The organism is Paraprevotella xylaniphila YIT 11841 (assembly GCF_900683745.1).
Taxonomy (GTDB): Bacteria; Bacteroidota; Bacteroidia; order Bacteroidales; family Bacteroidaceae; genus Paraprevotella; species Paraprevotella xylaniphila.
Window position 1 is genome coordinate 1,890,754 of record NZ_LR215980.1, and the last position, 16,091, is coordinate 1,906,844.

Annotated in this window: 15 protein-coding genes; 4 read left to right on the plus strand and 11 right to left on the minus strand. The window is 50.4% G+C overall.

Annotated features, from left to right (window positions below):
- Position 1: 1 nt before the first annotated feature.
- From rimM to tsaB, 4 genes are read right to left on the minus strand one after another with little or no spacing between them, the layout of a single operon-like run.
- Positions 2–529 (minus strand): ribosome maturation factor RimM, encoded by a 528-nt coding sequence (gene rimM, locus E0E47_RS08030; RefSeq protein WP_130893401.1) that lies wholly within the window; start codon positions 527–529, stop codon positions 2–4.
- Positions 526–1,836: a UDP-N-acetylglucosamine 1-carboxyvinyltransferase gene (murA, locus tag E0E47_RS08035; RefSeq protein WP_130893402.1), complete on the minus strand. Its 1,311-nt coding sequence runs from the start codon at positions 1,834–1,836 to the stop codon at positions 526–528. Before murA ends, rimM begins: the two co-directional genes overlap by 4 nt.
- Before the next feature lie 17 nt (positions 1,837–1,853).
- On the minus strand, positions 1,854–2,474 hold the full coding sequence (locus tag E0E47_RS08040; protein ID WP_008625729.1) for a DUF4290 domain-containing protein: 621 nt from the start codon (positions 2,472–2,474) through the stop codon (positions 1,854–1,856).
- Positions 2,475–3,167, minus strand: coding sequence for a tRNA (adenosine(37)-N6)-threonylcarbamoyltransferase complex dimerization subunit type 1 TsaB (gene tsaB, locus E0E47_RS08045; protein ID WP_008625730.1), 693 nt, complete (start codon positions 3,165–3,167; stop codon positions 2,475–2,477).
- Between the two features lie 86 nt (positions 3,168–3,253).
- On the opposite strand from tsaB, the gene E0E47_RS08050 reads away from it, so the two are divergent.
- The 4 genes from E0E47_RS08050 to nadD are packed head-to-tail and all read left to right on the plus strand — an operon-like array spanning position 3,254 to position 5,522.
- Positions 3,254–4,129: a YicC/YloC family endoribonuclease gene (locus E0E47_RS08050; RefSeq protein WP_008625731.1), complete on the plus strand. Its 876-nt coding sequence runs from the start codon at positions 3,254–3,256 to the stop codon at positions 4,127–4,129.
- Positions 4,130–4,143: 14 nt separating this feature from the next.
- A complete protein-coding gene (gene gmk, locus E0E47_RS08055) occupies positions 4,144–4,710 on the plus strand; it encodes a guanylate kinase (protein WP_008625732.1) in 567 nt (188 codons plus the stop codon).
- Between the two features lie 12 nt (positions 4,711–4,722).
- Positions 4,723–4,941, plus strand: coding sequence for a hypothetical protein (locus E0E47_RS08060; RefSeq protein WP_008625733.1), 219 nt, complete (start codon positions 4,723–4,725; stop codon positions 4,939–4,941).
- Positions 4,938–5,522, plus strand: a complete 585-nt coding sequence (gene nadD / locus E0E47_RS08065; RefSeq protein ID WP_130893403.1) for a nicotinate (nicotinamide) nucleotide adenylyltransferase — start codon at positions 4,938–4,940, stop codon at positions 5,520–5,522. The genes E0E47_RS08060 and nadD overlap by 4 nt, the downstream gene beginning before the upstream one ends.
- 112 nt (positions 5,523–5,634) lie before the next feature.
- Here nadD and E0E47_RS08070 read toward each other — a convergent pair whose 3' ends face one another.
- From E0E47_RS08070 to fucI, 7 genes are all read right to left on the minus strand, one after another.
- The gene (locus E0E47_RS08070; RefSeq protein ID WP_040602626.1) at positions 5,635–7,239 is read right to left on the minus strand and encodes an alpha-L-fucosidase; all 1,605 of its coding nucleotides are present in this window, start codon (positions 7,237–7,239) and stop codon (positions 5,635–5,637) included.
- Positions 7,240–7,345: 106 nt separating this feature from the next.
- Complete coding sequence (locus tag E0E47_RS08075) at positions 7,346–9,274, minus strand: alpha-L-fucosidase (RefSeq protein ID WP_172604677.1); 1,929 nt, start codon at positions 9,272–9,274, stop codon at positions 7,346–7,348.
- Between the two features lie 935 nt (positions 9,275–10,209).
- Positions 10,210–11,526, minus strand: a complete 1,317-nt coding sequence (gene fucP / locus E0E47_RS08080) for an L-fucose:H+ symporter permease (protein ID WP_008625750.1) — start codon at positions 11,524–11,526, stop codon at positions 10,210–10,212.
- Between the two features lie 35 nt (positions 11,527–11,561).
- Complete coding sequence (locus E0E47_RS08085) at positions 11,562–11,939, minus strand: L-rhamnose mutarotase (protein WP_008625752.1); 378 nt, start codon at positions 11,937–11,939, stop codon at positions 11,562–11,564.
- Between the two features lie 7 nt (positions 11,940–11,946).
- Positions 11,947–13,335: a rhamnulokinase gene (locus tag E0E47_RS08090; RefSeq protein ID WP_130893405.1), complete on the minus strand. Its 1,389-nt coding sequence runs from the start codon at positions 13,333–13,335 to the stop codon at positions 11,947–11,949.
- Positions 13,332–13,967, minus strand: a complete 636-nt coding sequence (locus E0E47_RS08095; RefSeq protein ID WP_130893406.1) for a class II aldolase/adducin family protein — start codon at positions 13,965–13,967, stop codon at positions 13,332–13,334. The genes E0E47_RS08090 and E0E47_RS08095 overlap by 4 nt, the downstream gene beginning before the upstream one ends.
- Before the next feature lie 132 nt (positions 13,968–14,099).
- Complete coding sequence (gene fucI / locus E0E47_RS08100) at positions 14,100–15,872, minus strand: L-fucose isomerase (protein ID WP_130893407.1); 1,773 nt, start codon at positions 15,870–15,872, stop codon at positions 14,100–14,102.
- Positions 15,873–16,091: the final 219 nt, after the last annotated feature.

Consider the following 16,091-nt stretch of genomic DNA (forward strand, 5'->3'; position numbering starts at 1 on the left):
CTCATTCACCCAAAGCCAAAAGGCCATCGGGCAAAGTCATGTAAATCTTACGGTTTTTATGGTCGATATCATCCACCAAATCTTCACCGGCCGGAAGCAAAATCTTCCCGCCGGAAGGGGTAGCGACTTCAAAAAGGATATTCAACGTAGATTCGTCTACCGCTTCCACCTGTCCCAATTCACCATGAACCGTGTCCACAACTGTGAAACCAGTGAAGTAACTCCACGTATATTCTCCCTCATGTACCTCTTCCGTCAGGGCCTTCGGGAAATAAACCTCCACGCCGACCATGCGGCGTGCCTGCTCCTCCGTATCCACCCCTTCGAATTTCATCAAGACCGTCGTATCGCTCCGAAAGCGGTATTCTTCCATAAAGAAAGGCACCAGTATCCCGTCCATACGGCATACCACATACTCCGCTTCCACACGGTCGAACACATCGTCCGTAAAGGCCATGTTCAATTCCCCCGACACCCCGTGTGTCTTGGTCAACATACCTATTTTATATACTTCGTCTTCACCTATCATTCTTCCACACGTTTGATGCAAGCTCCCAATGCCGCCAGACGCGATTCGATATTCTCGTATCCCCGGTCAATCTGTTCGATATTGCTGATACGGCTCGTCCCGTCTGCACTCATGGCGGCTATCAATAGGGCAATTCCGGCACGTATGTCAGGCGACGTCATGCGTCCGCCACGCAAACGGATTTGATGGTCGTGCCCGACCACCACGGCCCGATGCGGGTCACAAAGGATAATCTGTGCACCCATGTCAATCAACTTGTCCACAAAGAACAAGCGGCTCTCGAACATCTTCTGGTGAATCAACACCGTACCTTTGGCTTGTGTAGCCACCACGAGCAACACACTCAACAAATCCGGGGTCAGTCCCGGCCACGGTGCGTCGCTCAAAGTCATGAACGAACCGTCCAAGAAAGAATCAATCTCATAATGGTCATGCCTCGGGATGAACAAATCATCTCCATGACGAAGCACTTGCACGCCCAGACGGCTAAAAGTATAAGGAATGATGCCTAAATTATCATACGACACATTCTTGATGCCGATACCGTCGCCCACCATGGCCGCCATGCCAATGAAGCTGCCCACCTCTATCATGTCCGGCAAAACCGTATGTGCGGCACCATGAAGCGCATCCACTCCTACGATGGTGAGCAGGTTGGAAGCTATTCCGCTGATGTTCGCCCCCATACGGTTGAGCAAATGACAAAGTTGCTGGATATAAGGTTCGCACGCGGCATTATATATCGTTGTCGTACCCGTAGCCAACACCGAAGCCATAATGATATTGGCCGTACCCGTGACCGAGGCTTCGTCGAGCAACATATACGTACCACACAAGCGCCCGGCATGAATGTCGTACACGCCCCGGCGGATGTCGTAATCAAACTTGGCCCCCAGTTTCTGGATTCCGAGGAAATGTGTGTCCAACCGACGGCGTCCTATTTTGTCTCCCCCCGGTTTAGCCACCATGGCACGGCCGAAACGGGCTATCATCGGCCCGATAAGCATCACGCTTCCCCGCAGTTTGGTACAACGCGCCAGGAACTCATCGCTCTGCACATATTCCATGTTCACCTCGTCGGCCTGGAAAGTAAAGTCGCCCGGAGTATTCCGCGTGACTTTCACACCTACATCTTCCAACAATCGGATTTGGTTGTTCACATCCGAGATGTCGGGTATGTTTTTGATACGTACCGGTTCTGAAGTAAGCAATGTCGCACAAATCACCTGCAAGGCTTCGTTCTTCGCGCCTTGGGGTACAATCTCTCCGGTCAAACGACGACCGCCCTCTATGATAAATGAAGCCATACAAACAGAACCGCCGCTTAATTTTTCCGTTTGTTCTTCCGCCCAACATTGCGATAGGCCACAGGAGCACGCCCCGGTTGGACCTTATCGTATTGGTCGAAGAATAGATGGAACCGTTCTTTGTCCAAATGCACGGAACCATGCGTATAATGGTCCAAATCCAGAGCCACCTTGTCATCGTCCATGGCATCCTTGTTCCAATTTCCCAAACTCCGTTTCATCTGCCCGGCTACCAACATCGTCAGTTCTTCCCGTTCCACACCCTCCGGCATCTCGGCCAATTTGCGTATCAACGCTTCCAACAAAGCCCCGTAATGACGATAACGGATCTTTTTCATCGGATAAGCCATAGGAGACGGCTTACCGTCCCCTCCTACTTTTCTGGGCGTCACTTCGTACGGATAATCAATATCCAACTTATAATCGGCCATGATAGCCAAATGATCCCACAATTTATGCTTGAAATCCGGTACATCACGCAAATGCGGAAACATATTTCCCATTATCGAGACTATCGTGCGGGCACAACGTTGACGCTCCTCACGGTTTTCCAATGTGAGCGCATAATCCACCATTTCCTGAATGCCGCGCCCGTACTCCGGCATCGGTAATTTCTTGCGTTGGGTATTATATATCATTTACAAAAGTTTTTTCGGTTTTGAAGCTACAAATTCTTTCAAATAGAAAGGCTCGAAATAAGCCACATCTTCAAATCGGCCCAGTGCGAAAGCCTTCTCGGCCAGAGGCCCCATGTTCCGTGCCAAAGGCAGGACCTCCGGAAGGAAACGCGCATTCGGGTGCGTAATCCCGACCTTGCACTTCTCAGCCCCGTCACCGAAGAAGTAGACGGGCCGCTCATTCAGAAAGTCTTGGTAAGTGCTTCCGTCCACGATGTCGGCCCCGATGGCCCGTACAGGTCCCAAGGCCCTGTCGTACAAAGCGGCATACACTTCCATCCTGCGCGCATCTATCATAGGACATAGCAAAGCGTCTTCAGGCAAATCTTCGTGATAGAGCAACACCGGCACGCACAACAGTTCCAACGTCGGGACAGCTATCAACTTCAAACCACGGGCATAACAGATGCCCTTGGCCATCGACACACCGATACGCAATCCCGTATATGAACCCGGCCCCTGACTCACTGCCACCGCATCAAAAGGAATTCCGTGATTGTCGATATAAGAGATAGCTTCGTCCACAAAAACACCTAACTGCACCGCATGTGAAGGCCCGCTTTTGTCTACTTTTTCAAACAATACCGCCCCGTCTTCCGTGACGGCTACCGAGCAAACCTTCGTACTCGTTTCAATATGCAGTATACAAGACATAAACTATTTTTTCCTTAGAATAACTCCGCAAAGTTACCATTTTATCCTATTATTTTCCTACTTTTGCATAAAATAATTATTAAATCATGATTCAATCAATGACGGGCTACGGCAAATCGACTGCCGTAGTGAAAGGCAAAAAGATACACGTGGAAATCAAATCCCTCAATAGCAAGGCTTTAGATCTTTCTGCACGTATCGTACCGCTCTATCGGGAAAAGGAAATGGAAATCCGTGCCATGATCAGCCAGACGTTGGAGCGCGGAAAAGTGGACTTCACTATCTGGGTGGAAAAAGACGACACGCAAACGGCTACACCTATCAACGGCGTTATCTTGGACAACTATTACCAACAGATTAAACAAATCAGTGAAGAACGGCATATTCCTCTTCCGGCCGACTGGTTCGCCACGTTATTGCGCCTGCCTGATGTCATGACCCGCACGGAAGTGGAAGAATTGGACGAGGAGGAATGGAATGCCGTACGGACCGCCATCAAGGAAGCCATCGGCAAGCTCGTGGACTTCCGTAAACAGGAAGGTGCCGCATTGCAAAAGAAATTCACCGAGAAGATACAAAACATAGGTGATTTGCTGAAAAGCATCGAGCCGTATGAGCAAAGCCGCACCGAACGCATCCGCCAACGCCTGGTGGAAACCTTGGAAACGATTCCCAATGTGGAATACGACAAGAACCGCCTGGAGCAGGAAATGATTTATTATATCGAGAAACTGGACATCAACGAAGAGAAACAGCGTCTGGCCAACCACTTGAAATATTTCGTGGAGACCATGGAAAACGGGCATGGACAAGGCAAGAAGTTAGGCTTCATCGCCCAGGAAATGGGACGTGAAATCAACACGACGGGAAGCAAGAGCAATCTGGCAGAAATGCAAAACATCGTGGTGAAGATGAAAGACGAACTGGAACAAATCAAAGAGCAAGTGCTCAACGTAATGTAACCATACTGACGAAAATGACAGGCAAACTGATTATCTTTTCCGCTCCCAGCGGCAGCGGGAAAAGCACGCTTATCAATTATCTGATGGGGCAGGACTTGAATTTGGCTTTCAGCATCAGTGCAACCAGCCGCCCGCCACGGGGAACGGAACGTGACGGGGTGGAATATTTCTTCCTCACGCCCGAAGAATTCCGCCAACGCATCGCCAACGGCGAATTTTTAGAATACGAAGAAGTCTACAAAGATCGCTTCTACGGAACCTTGAAAGCACAAGTGGAAAAGCAACTGGAAGCCGGACAAAACGTAGTATTCGACGTGGACGTGCACGGTGGATGCCGCATCAAAGAGTTTTATGGCGACCGCGCCTTGAGCATGTTCATCCAACCGCCCTCGGTGGAAGAACTTCGCCGCAGATTGGAAAACCGGGGCACGGATACGCCGGAAGTCATAGACGACCGCATCGCACGGGCGGAATACGAACTGACCTTCGCCCCCAAATTCGATACGATTGTCGTAAACGACGACCTCGAAAAGGCCAAGGCCGAAGCACTGGCCCGCTTGAAAGCCTTCTTGCACCCATAAAACCCATATTCCATGGACGATAAAACCATCCAAAGGAACTTACAGACCAGCATCATACTGTTCGTCCTGTGCCTGATAACCACCATCGCCGCAGCCCTTCTGCAATGGACCGAAATCACTATAGCCATGGGCGTGTTGGCTGTGGTGCAAGCCTATATCATCTACGTATGGTGGCACCGCAAACGTCACCGGAGACCCCATTTCCAACATAAATCCCACGAAAGGGCATGACGGAAACGGGCATCTACGGGGGGTCTTTCAATCCTATCCACCGGGGACACGTGGAACTGGCCGAACGCCTTTGCCGGGATGAAGGGTTGGATGAATTGTGGTTTATGGTATCTCCCCAGAATCCATTCAAAAAATCGTCTCCCGATTTGTTGGATGAAAATAGCCGTCTGGAGTTGGCCCGCATGGCCGTACGGGAACATCCCTGCCTCAAAGTGAGCGATTTCGAGTTCCGCCTGCCCCGTCCATCCTACACGGCAGACACCTTGGCCGCCCTGCGGCAAGCTTATCCCGACCGGCTTTTTACATTAGTCATCGGTGCCGACAACTGGCTTGCTTTCAAGGATTGGAAGAAACCGGACGAGATTCTAAGCCACCATCGCATCTTGGTCTACCCCCGCCCCGGTTATCCGGTGCAGACCGCGTCCCTGCCCTCCGGAGTCCGGCTCACGGAAACCCCGCTCATCGACATCAGTTCCACCGAACTCCGCCGTCTCATCTCCCAAGGTGAAGATGCCTCTTACGGATTGGACGAAGCGGTCTGGCAGGAAATCCGCAAAAGGGGATACTATCGGAAAGCATAAAGCACCCTGTAGATAAAAACAGGCATGCCCACTGTCTCTTCCACGATTCAGCAGGCATGTCACATCTTTACGGCATCCTTCTCTCATAAAAGCCGATATGCCGACTCATTCATTATACCAATTTTACCTTCAATACCGGTGCTATGCCATTCGTCTTCCCCTCCGGCAACGTCACTTTCAGGCCATCTTCGCCACAAGTGAACTTCACCTTTCCGTAACCTAACAACTCCACACTTTTTACCTTTCCTTTATAATAAGGAGAACCTTTACGGAAGCTTTTCATCATGATTACTTTGCTTTCGGGCCATCCCAAAGCCGTGGCATATACAATCTTCTTGCCTTTCTGCACAAAACGTACATCCTTTGCCGTATAATTCTGTCCTTCATTGAACCCTTGGGCTTTCATCGGGTTGGCAGCCTCTGCCAAAGGCCCCTCACCAAATACGTTCCACGGGCGCGTACCATAAATACTTTCTCCATTGACATCCATCCACGCTTTAATATCTTTAAGGATAGCCACTTCCTTCTCATCTATGGCACCGCTTCCCCTCAAAGGCACACTCAACAAGAGGTTACCGTTTTTGCTCACGATATCCACCAACATCTTTACCACTTGGCTTGCAGGCTTGTACCCGTTACGGTCGTACACGCTCCGTTCATAATGCCAGTTACCCAAGCAAGTACACGTTTGCCAAGCTTTCTCCTGCGGACGGTCGGGTATGCCGCGCTCCACATCCCACACCATGGCCTCCTTGTGCTTGTCCTCAAGTATTTTGCCCGTCACCACGGCACGCATCTTCCCCTTGTTCTCTTTCAGGCTCGTGTTATACATGTGGGCCAGAATCCTCACCCCCTCGTCACTGATGGGATAAAACGGCAACACAGTATCATCGAAATACAACACGTCGGGATGGTAACGGTTCACTACATCCAACGTCCGGTTATATATTTTCGTTTTGAAATCTTCCGAAGGCTGCGAAGCCCCGTTGCCCCATGCCCACTGCGAATGAATGGTTCCGACATTCTTGCTGTCCTTGCTCCGTTCGTGCCGCTGTTCGTACAAATCCTGCGGGTCATAACCTTCCCACCATTTTCCTTTCCCGTCGGTCTTCGTCAACTTGCCATCGAAATCCTGAGAACCTTCCAACCAAGTCCAGGCATGCGAGGCATGGATGCTCACGCCGAGCGGTAAGTCGTATTTCTTGCAAGCCGCAGCCCATTCTCCGACCACATCCCGTTTCGGCCCCATGTTCACGGAGTTCCACGGTTGGTATTTGCTGTCCCAAAGATCCATATTGTCATGATGGTTACCCAATGCCATGAAATAACGGGCACCCACGCTCTTGTAAAAACGCACCAAGGAATCAGGTTGCCACTCCTCTGCCTTCCATTCGTTAATCACATCCTTGAACCCAAAATCCTTCGGATTGCCGTATTTCTTCACGTGCACGTCGTGCTGCCAATGTCCCGGATAATACATGTGGCGCGCGTACCAATCGCCCGACTCCGGTTCGCACTGCGGTCCCCAATGCGCCCAAATGCCGAACTTGGCATCGCGGAACCAGTCCGGGCACTCGTATGCCGCCAAAGATTCCCACGTCGGTTGGTATTTGCCCGTTTGCATCGGTTCGGGCTGTACATTTTGCTGTGCTGCAACGGGCACACACACAAGCATCGCCGCTCCACAGCACAAAGACATCATCCATTTGTTTCTCATCATCTCTTTTATTTGGTTTTGGATGCAAATTTAAATATTTATCCTTAAAACAGGATTGCACTATCTCAATTTAAAATAGGATTTTATAGGCTTTTCCATTTATCTCTCATTTTCTCACCGGACGATTCAACTCCACGGCCACAACCGTCAAGTCTTCTTTTACGGGACGAATGCCCCTCAACGTCACTCCCCGCCCCTTTTGCCTGTATTGCAACGGCTGCTTGGTATAAACGTTGTATGCCCGTTTCACTTTCATCCCTTTATCCAACCGAGGCAGGACAAAAGTATCATCCCCATAACCTCCGAGGAAATAAATATAAATCATATTGCCTTTGTAACAAAAGCCATACTGTCCGTCCACTGGCTGCCAAGGTCCGCCACGCGTACCATAAACAGCTTCACGCGTCGCGTTCACCCATTCGCCAAACTCAAGCATACGCTGTTCCACCAAAGGAGCGACGTTGCCATGCCGATCCGGCCCCACATTCAACAGGAAACACATATTGCGCACCATGCAATCGGCAAAAAGACGCTTCACCTTCTTCAAAGGCATGATGCTCGACAGATTCTCCATCTGCTTGTTATATCCCCATCCGGGTGCCAAAGAAACGCACTTTTCCACCACTCCGGAACGAATCTCTCCCGTCACAGCTCCACCGCCTTCCTCACAGGTGAAATCGCCTATCCAACCGCTGCGCGGATTCACCACAATATCCGGTTGGTATTTCCGGACGATACCCATCAATCCCAACGGCTTCCCGGTTTCCTCATCATAATCACGGAAGTAAGGATTCACCGGCCACCCGTTATTCTCGTCCATGTATTTTCCAGACTCCCAAAACGATGCTCCTTCCGCATCCGTTCCCTTTTGGGCAATCCAACCACCATCCCAGAACAAGTGGTCGATTTTCCCGTAATGCGTCATCAGTTCCTTGACCTGGCAATAAAGTTCTTCCTTCATCAGCCTGGCGTTCTCCTTATGCCATGATGCCGTGGTATAACCGAAACGGTTCGCCGGATTACAGTTGGTACCCGTAATGTCATAATATCCGGGAAAACGCCAGTTAATCAGCGTCTTGTAAAGCCCGACCTTCAAACCGGCCCTACGGCAAGCCTCTACGTATTCTTTCACAAAATCCCTATTGTGCGTCTGCTTCGAAGTAAAAGCGTTCATATATTGGCTTTCAAAAAGTGCGTAACCGTCATGATGCTGAGTGGTGAGGCACACATAGCGCATTCCCGCTTTCTTAGCCAACCGCATCCACTTGTCCGCATCGAAATCCCGGGCATCGAAATATTCCTCGCCAGACTCGGGATAAGCCAATTTACGGTATTCCTCTATGCCGACACCTTGATTCTCCATATACCATTCGCCCTTTCCCGGCCCTGCGTACAGCCCCCAGTGGATGAACATGCCCAACTTGCCATCCAACATCCATTTTATCTTCTCGTCCGGCTGCATGGAAACACCCAAATCGGTCTTCACTTCACGCATCGGAGCGGGTGGAATCCCGTCGTACGTTTTCTCGTGATACTTTCCCGTACATACAATACGAAGGTCGTCCAACCAGGCACACGTGCCCTCCGGATTGTTCTCAAACATCACTTCCACCACGGCCTCCTTTTGCCCTGCCGAAGTATGAAACGGTTTCTTGAACTCCGTCCAAGCAGCCAAAGCCGTAGAAATACTGATGTTGTTTTTCCCTAACCCGGTAGTTTGCAACGTCACATTGTCTGCCCCACTTTCCGTTTTCATGCGTACGGCAAGTTCATAAGCCGACGAAGGCTGCAAAGCCACCTTCAAGCGGAAAGTCGTTCCCGGCGATAATTTGGCCGATTTCCCCCGGTATGCTCCTTCGTCACTGACCGGCTCAGCTTTTCCCCGCGCCACTTCCCAACCTTGCAACCCACATTCGAAATCGGAAACCACCACTTCCTGTGCCGCCAAACAGGCCGAAGACAACACAGCTATCCCCCAACAGGACACACGCCTGCCCAAGAGTCTCAATCTGAATCTGTCAGGAATATTTTTCATATACATAGGATTTACCATTAATATTATGAGATTAAGAAATATTTATTTGCAAAGATACATCTTAAGATGAAAAAAAGTTTGTACTTCATCTGCAATAAATAGTATTTTATCGACATATTTTTCACTGACAGCAAAATGCCCAAACGTCAAAGCACCAAACCAGAGCGGACATGATTCGCACAAACCCGCGCCCTCCATATTCCGGCACATTTTATGCAATCCCATAGCACCAGAAGCAAAACAAAAAATGGCTTTCCGCAGCCACATCAGGCAACCGAAGATTTGGACATTTGCTGCAAAAACAGACAATCCGGATACATAATGTAATCATCAACCCCATTTTAGACAAAAAGAAAGTCTCATAAAAAACGCGTTCCAAGTGCTTTTACACCCCTTTTCAGAAACACTATTTTGCATTTCAGGCTCGTTTTTCACCCGATTACAGCATTTTTAAGAAAAAACGAGGCCGAACTTTTTTCCGTCCTCAGCAAGAAACACTTTTTTTCTCCGCAGGCCACCGCGCCAACGTCCGCATACCGACACGCCAACGGGCTGTCCGCAGCATTCGGAAACGGGCATACCCCCCTTTTTTCCCACAGAACGGAAACGGATATTGTAAAAAACCGGATGACACAATGCCCGGAAAGTGCCGCAAAAGTCTTACGCATCCTTCACCAACGAGCGCACGATATTTCCCTCCATGATGCCAAAAGTACCCTCAAACAGCCTTACGACTGACACAAAGGTTCGGGCAAGGCACGCGAGAATCGCGTCTTTCCATACGATTACGCCCCTACCCTCAAAAAACGGAATCTTCAAGAGGCAGAAGTGGCAATTTGACAAAAAGACAAAAGAACATAAGAACAACAAACTTCAGGGCTTGAAAATATGTGCTTATGTTCTTCTGTCTAAAACCTATTATAATCCAACCGGACTTATGCCCAACCCTTCCGGTAAGCCCTGTGTCCATAGATCGTCACGACGACAAAGCAAACGAACGGAAGGACAAAAGACAGGTTGACGGCAGGCATGCCCCAAAGCGTGTGCAGGTCGATAATGGCAGCCTGCACCGGCGGCAACACCGAACCGCCCAAAATAGCCATAATCAAACCGGCAGCACCGAACTTGGCATCATCCCCCAACCCTTGCAGGGCTATACCGTAAATCGTCGGGAACATGAGCGACATACAAGCCGAAATGCCTACCAGGCAATACATGCCCCACACATCCTGCAAGAAAATCACTCCTATGGCCAACACCCCGGCCACGACGGCCAACGTACGCAACAGGAGCCCCGGATTGAGGTAACGCAGGAGGAACGTACAAATGAAACGGCTCGTACAGAAAATGGCCATCGCTATGATATTATACTTTTGCGACAAGACCTCGGCAGCCTGTTCTTCCATTCCCGTCTCCATAAACAAGCGCGTACCATATTGGATGATAAAAGTCCAACACATGATTTGCGCCCCCACGTAGAAAAACTGCGCCAATACACCCTCACGATAACGCGGCACAGCGAAAATACGCTTCAGAGTGGGAACAAAATCAATATTGTGGGTCTGGTCATTGTTACGTGGCATCTTCGTGAAACGGATGAGCAACAATACGCCTAACGTCACCAAGCCTATCATCAAATAAGGAGCTATCAATGTGGACAAATCGGCATCTCGGATGGCAACAAAATCGGCATCGGAAAGTTGGGCGCGTTCTGCCGTGTCCATCGGATGCAAACGGTTCTGTATGAAATTCATCGCCACATACATACCCAACAAGGAACCCATCGGATTGAAAGCCTGCGCCAGATTAAGCCGACGCGTGGCCGTTTCTTCCGCCCCCATGGACAATATATAAGGATTACTACTGGTTTCCAAAAACGACAACCCGCAAGTCAGGATAAAATAGGCCAACAGGAAAGGATAGTAATCTCCGGTCAACTTGGCAGGGAAAAACAAAAAAGCCCCTAACGCGTACAAACCCAATCCCATCATGACACCAGCCTTATAAGAATACTTACGAATAAATATCGCCGCCGGGAAGGCCATGGCAAAATACCCCCCGTAGAAAGCCACCTGCACGAGTGCCCCTTCGGTAACGCTCATACGGAAAATCTTGGAAAAGGCCTTCACCATAGGGTTCGTTATATCATTGGCGAACCCCCATAGCGCAAAACAACTCGTAATCAAAATAAAAGGGATGAGAGCCGCCCATGTGCCATCACCGACAATCTTTTTCTTTTCGATGCTTTTCATGTCTTGTTTTTATTAGCTTTATCTATTACTGTTTTCTATTCATAAAGGTAAAACATCCTCTCCATCGGCTTCCACTTTTCCGCAGAAGAGGCACCCGGATCAGCTTGTTGGAATACGGACATATAGTCTTCCCATTCTTGTTGGCGTGGCAGTGTGGCCAGTTTGGCCATGGCCTCATCCCAATCGAAATCCAACGGGGTCTCCACAATCATGAAGAGCTTAGTGCCCAAGATGTAGATTTCCATCTCCAAAATACCCACCTCGCGGATGCCCTGCCGGATTTCCGGCCAAGCTTCCTCACGACTATGGCGCCGACGATACTCGGCAACCAATTCGGGATTGTCCCGCAACTCCAATGTTTGACAATAACGCTTAACCGGTGCGTTATATTGCTTTACTTGATAACCTTTCATGTTTTTTTTAGATTATAATGTGAATTTCGTTCTTGTTCTTGATTTTTCCGCACGCTTCGACCTGTACCAACAGGTTGCCGATAGCCGTAGCCTCTACAGGACCGGACAATACAGGAATACCCGTAGCCTCTTCCGTCAGGCGGTTGAGCAAATGATTGCGGCATCCGCCGCCGATGACATGCAGGCACTCCACCGGCCGGGACAACAAGGCGTTCATTTGTTGTATCCCCATCCGGTAACGCTCAGCCAACGACTGCAACACGCAACGCACATATTCACCTTGCGTGACCGGTACTTTCGTTCCCCGGGCTCGGCAATAGCCCGCAATAGCCTTTTCCATATCAGCCGGATGCTTGAAATCCGGTGCATCGACATCTATGGACGATACGTCTTCTACTTGTTCCGCCCCAGCTATCAGGAAATCATAGTCGGCACGCCATCCCCGGGCTTCCCATTGACGGACGAGGCACTGCAATATCCACAAGCCCGTGATGTTTTGCAGGAAACGGATACGGCCACCCACTCCGCCTTCGTTGGTAAACCCTGCACGACGGGCTTCTTCGGTCAACACAGGTTCATCCAAAGCGACCCCTAGCAACGACCACGTGCCGGAGCTGAGAAAAGCACTGACCGCCTCCTTTCCCTTGCGGAAAGGAACGGCATGCACGGCACTGGCCGTATCGTGAGAACCTACGGCCACCACCTTGACTCCCGGGGACAAACCGACTTCGGCAGCCACCTCCGGGCACAACGTCCCACGGACAGTTCCCGGCTCCAACAACTCGCCGAACAGATGTTCCGGAAAGCCCAGTTCACGTATCAGCGGCATGTTCCATGTTCGTTTACGTGCATCCAAAAGTTCGGATGTCGATGCGATACAATATTCATTGCCGGGTACGCCAGTCAGATAATAGGCAAACAAATCGGGCATGAAAAGCAAGTGGCGGGCTTCGCGCAACCAAGCTTCATTCTCTTTTTTCCGGGCATAGAGTTGGAACATCGTATTGATGGGCATCACCTGTATGCCGGTTTCGGCGTAATGTGCCGCCTCGTCTATACGGGCGAACACTTCCTCCGGCGTGTCGGCCGTGGAAGCGTCTCGGTAACAAAGGGGATTCCCCATCAGATTGCTAGCCTTATCCACTAGCCCATAGTCCACGCCCCACGTGTCGATACCGATGCTTTCCACGTCGGCATACTTGGCTGCGGCACGGCGCAGCCCCTCTTTCATCTCCTCGAACAAGGCTGGGAAATCCCAATACACATGCCCCCCCAACCGTACTTGCCGGTTGGGGAAGCGATGCAATTCGTCCAATTCCAACTGCCTGCCGACTACGTGCCCGGCTATCACCCGCCCGCTTCCGGCTCCGAAATCCACAGCCAAGAACGTACTCATGGTTTCTTACCCAATATGTAAGTTTCCAAATCGTCGATTTCTTCTTGCGAAAGGACTTCATAACGGCCTTCCGAAAGCACAATGATGCGGCAAGCCATTTCGAAAAACATGGCACGTTCGAAAGCCTGATCGAAATCCTTTCCGCACACCACCTGCCCATGCTTGCGCAGCAAACAGGAATTATGGTCTTTCAAAGCTGCCTTCACCTGCTCCGCCAACTCAGGAGAACCGGGACGGAAATAGGGAATCACGGGAATCACGCTCCCCACATGACAAGGTACCTCAGCCGTCACATTGAAGTTTCGGGGTATCTCCTTCATACAAGCCACCGCCGTGGCGTAAGGCGACTGGAAGTGGAGCACGACATCCACGTCGGGACGTTCGCGCAGGATCCCGAGATGGAATCCGCTCTCCATCGAGGGCTTCACCCCGTTCAAGACTTCCCCATCGGCCACGCGGCATACGGCTATTTTCTCTTTTGTCAAAGAGGGCACCCAGGAACCTGTACCGGACACCAAAGCCTCCTCTCCGATGCGCCAGGACAGATTGCCACTGCTGCAAACGGTCAAACCGGCATCCCCCACACGGTGAGCCTGAGCTATGAATTTTTCTATTTGTTCTGCGGTAATCATATTCTTTTCAGTTTTTCAAAGCCATTAATACATTAATATGAAAAATAGACGGCAAGGCCGGACAAGGAAACTTTCACAAGTTTCCTGTCCGGACATCCCGCCAACTTTCAAACACTAAACATTATTCACTTATCATTTATAAATAGGACCATATACCTGACATGCCCGATAATCAGCCCCTTCTTTGTCCATGCCGAACGCATTCCACGCCGCCGGACGGAAAATCTTGTCTTCCTCCACATTGTGCATGCAGACGGGAATGCGGAGCATCGAAGCCAACGTAATCAAATCTTGCCCGATGTGGCCGTAACTGATAGCTCCATGGTTGGCTCCCCAGTTGTTCATCACGGAATAGACATCACGGAAAGCCGGTTTGTCGCACAAACGGGGCACGAACCAAGTCGTAGGCCAAGTGGGGTCGGTACGCTTGTTGAGCACTTCATGGATTTCCGAATCCACATCGGCCGTCCATCCTTCAGCAATCTGAAGCACAGGGCCTAATCCTTTCACTAAGTTCAGTCGCGACATGGTAACAGGCATTCCTCCTTTCGACAAAAAATTGCTAGAGAAACCGCCTCCACGGAAATAATCACGGTCGGCCGGCAACCAGTTAGTGGCCTTCAGGCAAGCCTCAGCGTCTTTTTCCGTCATCTCCCAACAAGGTTTCATGCAGGGTTTGCCTGCCGCATCGGTACTTTCACCCGTGGCATCCAACGTGGTGGCACCCGAGTTAATCAAATGAATCATGCCCCCCGCTGCCAGACCGGTCAGTTCTTTTCCCGTCACACGTTTCACGGCTTCGGGACTCCAATATGTACGCACATCACTGAACATCTGCCCGCAACCGGTCAGCAGGTTGCCGAACAACATGGCCACTGCGTTGCAGGAGTCGTTTTCAGTAGCCAACACGTATGCCTTGCGGATACCGTTCCAGTCGAACGTGCTGCACATCAAAGCTTCCGTGAAATCCCCATTGGGCTTCCAGTCCGTCCACTGACGCTGTCCTTGGAAACCTGCAGCAATGGCATTATGCCCGATGGCCTCTTCCTTGAAGCCCATCTCACGAAGCCGGGGATTACCCAGCATCAGATCACGGACGATAAGGGTCATTTTCACGACAAATTCCCAATCAGCATCTTTCTGTTCCCGGGTTTTCTGCCGTTCGGGACGGTTTTTATCCCAACCTTCTTTCGACTTGCAATACTGCTCCGTCCATGCCATAGCTTTATCATATTCTTCGTGGTCATATATTCCCTCTTCCATGCGACGCAGGATTTCGGTCTCGTCTACACTTTCATTGCGCATGCCCAAATATTCCTGAAAGAAATTCTGGTCCACGATACTGCCTGCAATACCCATGCACTGGCTGCCGATGGACAAATAGCTTTGCCCGCGCATCTGGGCCACAGCCACGGCTGCACGCGTCCAACGCAATATCTTTTCGGCCACGTCGGCCGGAATGGAATTGTCATCCAAATCTTGCACGTCATGCCCATAGATGCCGAAAGCGGGCAATCCTTTTTGAGCGTGCCCGGCCAATACGGCAGCCAAATATACGGCTCCCGGACGCTCGGTCCCGTTAAAGCCCCATACGGCTTTCGGCCAATAAGGATTCATGTCCATCGTCTCCGAGCCATAACACCAACAGGAAGTTACGGTAATCGTAGCCCCTACCCCCTCGCGCTCGAATTTCCCGGCACAGGCCGCACTCTCGCCTACGCGCCCTATTGTGCCGTCGGCAATCACGCATTCCACCGGCGTACCGTCGCTATACTTCACGTGCAAAGAAATCAAATCTGCGACAGCCCGAGCCAAACTCATGGTCTTGTCTTCCAAACTTTCGCGGACACCGCCCTGCCGACCGTCGATGGTCGGACGAATACCAATCTTAGGATACTTGTTCATAATATTAAAGGTAGTTTTTGAATAATCATATTGCGGAAAACACTCTCTTGTTCATCCGATGCAAAATTAGTGATTCCATTTCCGGGAAAATGGTACTAAGCCGTCAAAGAATAGGATTATATCGACTTCTTATCTTTCCCAACGAAGAAAAAACATCGTGCAAGCCTCTTTGGTCAAAAGCTTTTTCATTATCTTTGCCTCCGTAAAAGCCGAAATACA

Coding starts and splice junctions, on each gene's coding strand:
- rimM (WP_130893401.1), bottom strand. CDS start 529: ATGATAGGTGAAGACGAAGTATATAAAATAGGTATGTTGACCAAGACA.
- murA (WP_130893402.1), bottom strand. CDS start 1,836: ATGGCTTCATTTATCATAGAGGGCGGTCGTCGTTTGACCGGAGAGATT.
- E0E47_RS08040 (WP_008625729.1), bottom strand. CDS start 2,474: ATGATATATAATACCCAACGCAAGAAATTACCGATGCCGGAGTACGGG.
- tsaB (WP_008625730.1), bottom strand. CDS start 3,167: ATGTCTTGTATACTGCATATTGAAACGAGTACGAAGGTTTGCTCGGTA.
- E0E47_RS08050 (WP_008625731.1), top strand. CDS start 3,254: ATGATTCAATCAATGACGGGCTACGGCAAATCGACTGCCGTAGTGAAA.
- gmk (WP_008625732.1), top strand. CDS start 4,144: ATGACAGGCAAACTGATTATCTTTTCCGCTCCCAGCGGCAGCGGGAAA.
- E0E47_RS08060 (WP_008625733.1), top strand. CDS start 4,723: ATGGACGATAAAACCATCCAAAGGAACTTACAGACCAGCATCATACTG.
- nadD (WP_130893403.1), top strand. CDS start 4,938: ATGACGGAAACGGGCATCTACGGGGGGTCTTTCAATCCTATCCACCGG.
- E0E47_RS08070 (WP_040602626.1), bottom strand. CDS start 7,239: ATGAGAAACAAATGGATGATGTCTTTGTGCTGTGGAGCGGCGATGCTT.
- E0E47_RS08075 (WP_172604677.1), bottom strand. CDS start 9,274: ATGAAAAATATTCCTGACAGATTCAGATTGAGACTCTTGGGCAGGCGT.
- fucP (WP_008625750.1), bottom strand. CDS start 11,526: ATGAAAAGCATCGAAAAGAAAAAGATTGTCGGTGATGGCACATGGGCG.
- E0E47_RS08085 (WP_008625752.1), bottom strand. CDS start 11,939: ATGAAAGGTTATCAAGTAAAGCAATATAACGCACCGGTTAAGCGTTAT.
- E0E47_RS08090 (WP_130893405.1), bottom strand. CDS start 13,335: ATGAGTACGTTCTTGGCTGTGGATTTCGGAGCCGGAAGCGGGCGGGTG.
- E0E47_RS08095 (WP_130893406.1), bottom strand. CDS start 13,967: ATGATTACCGCAGAACAAATAGAAAAATTCATAGCTCAGGCTCACCGT.
- fucI (WP_130893407.1), bottom strand. CDS start 15,872: ATGAACAAGTATCCTAAGATTGGTATTCGTCCGACCATCGACGGTCGG.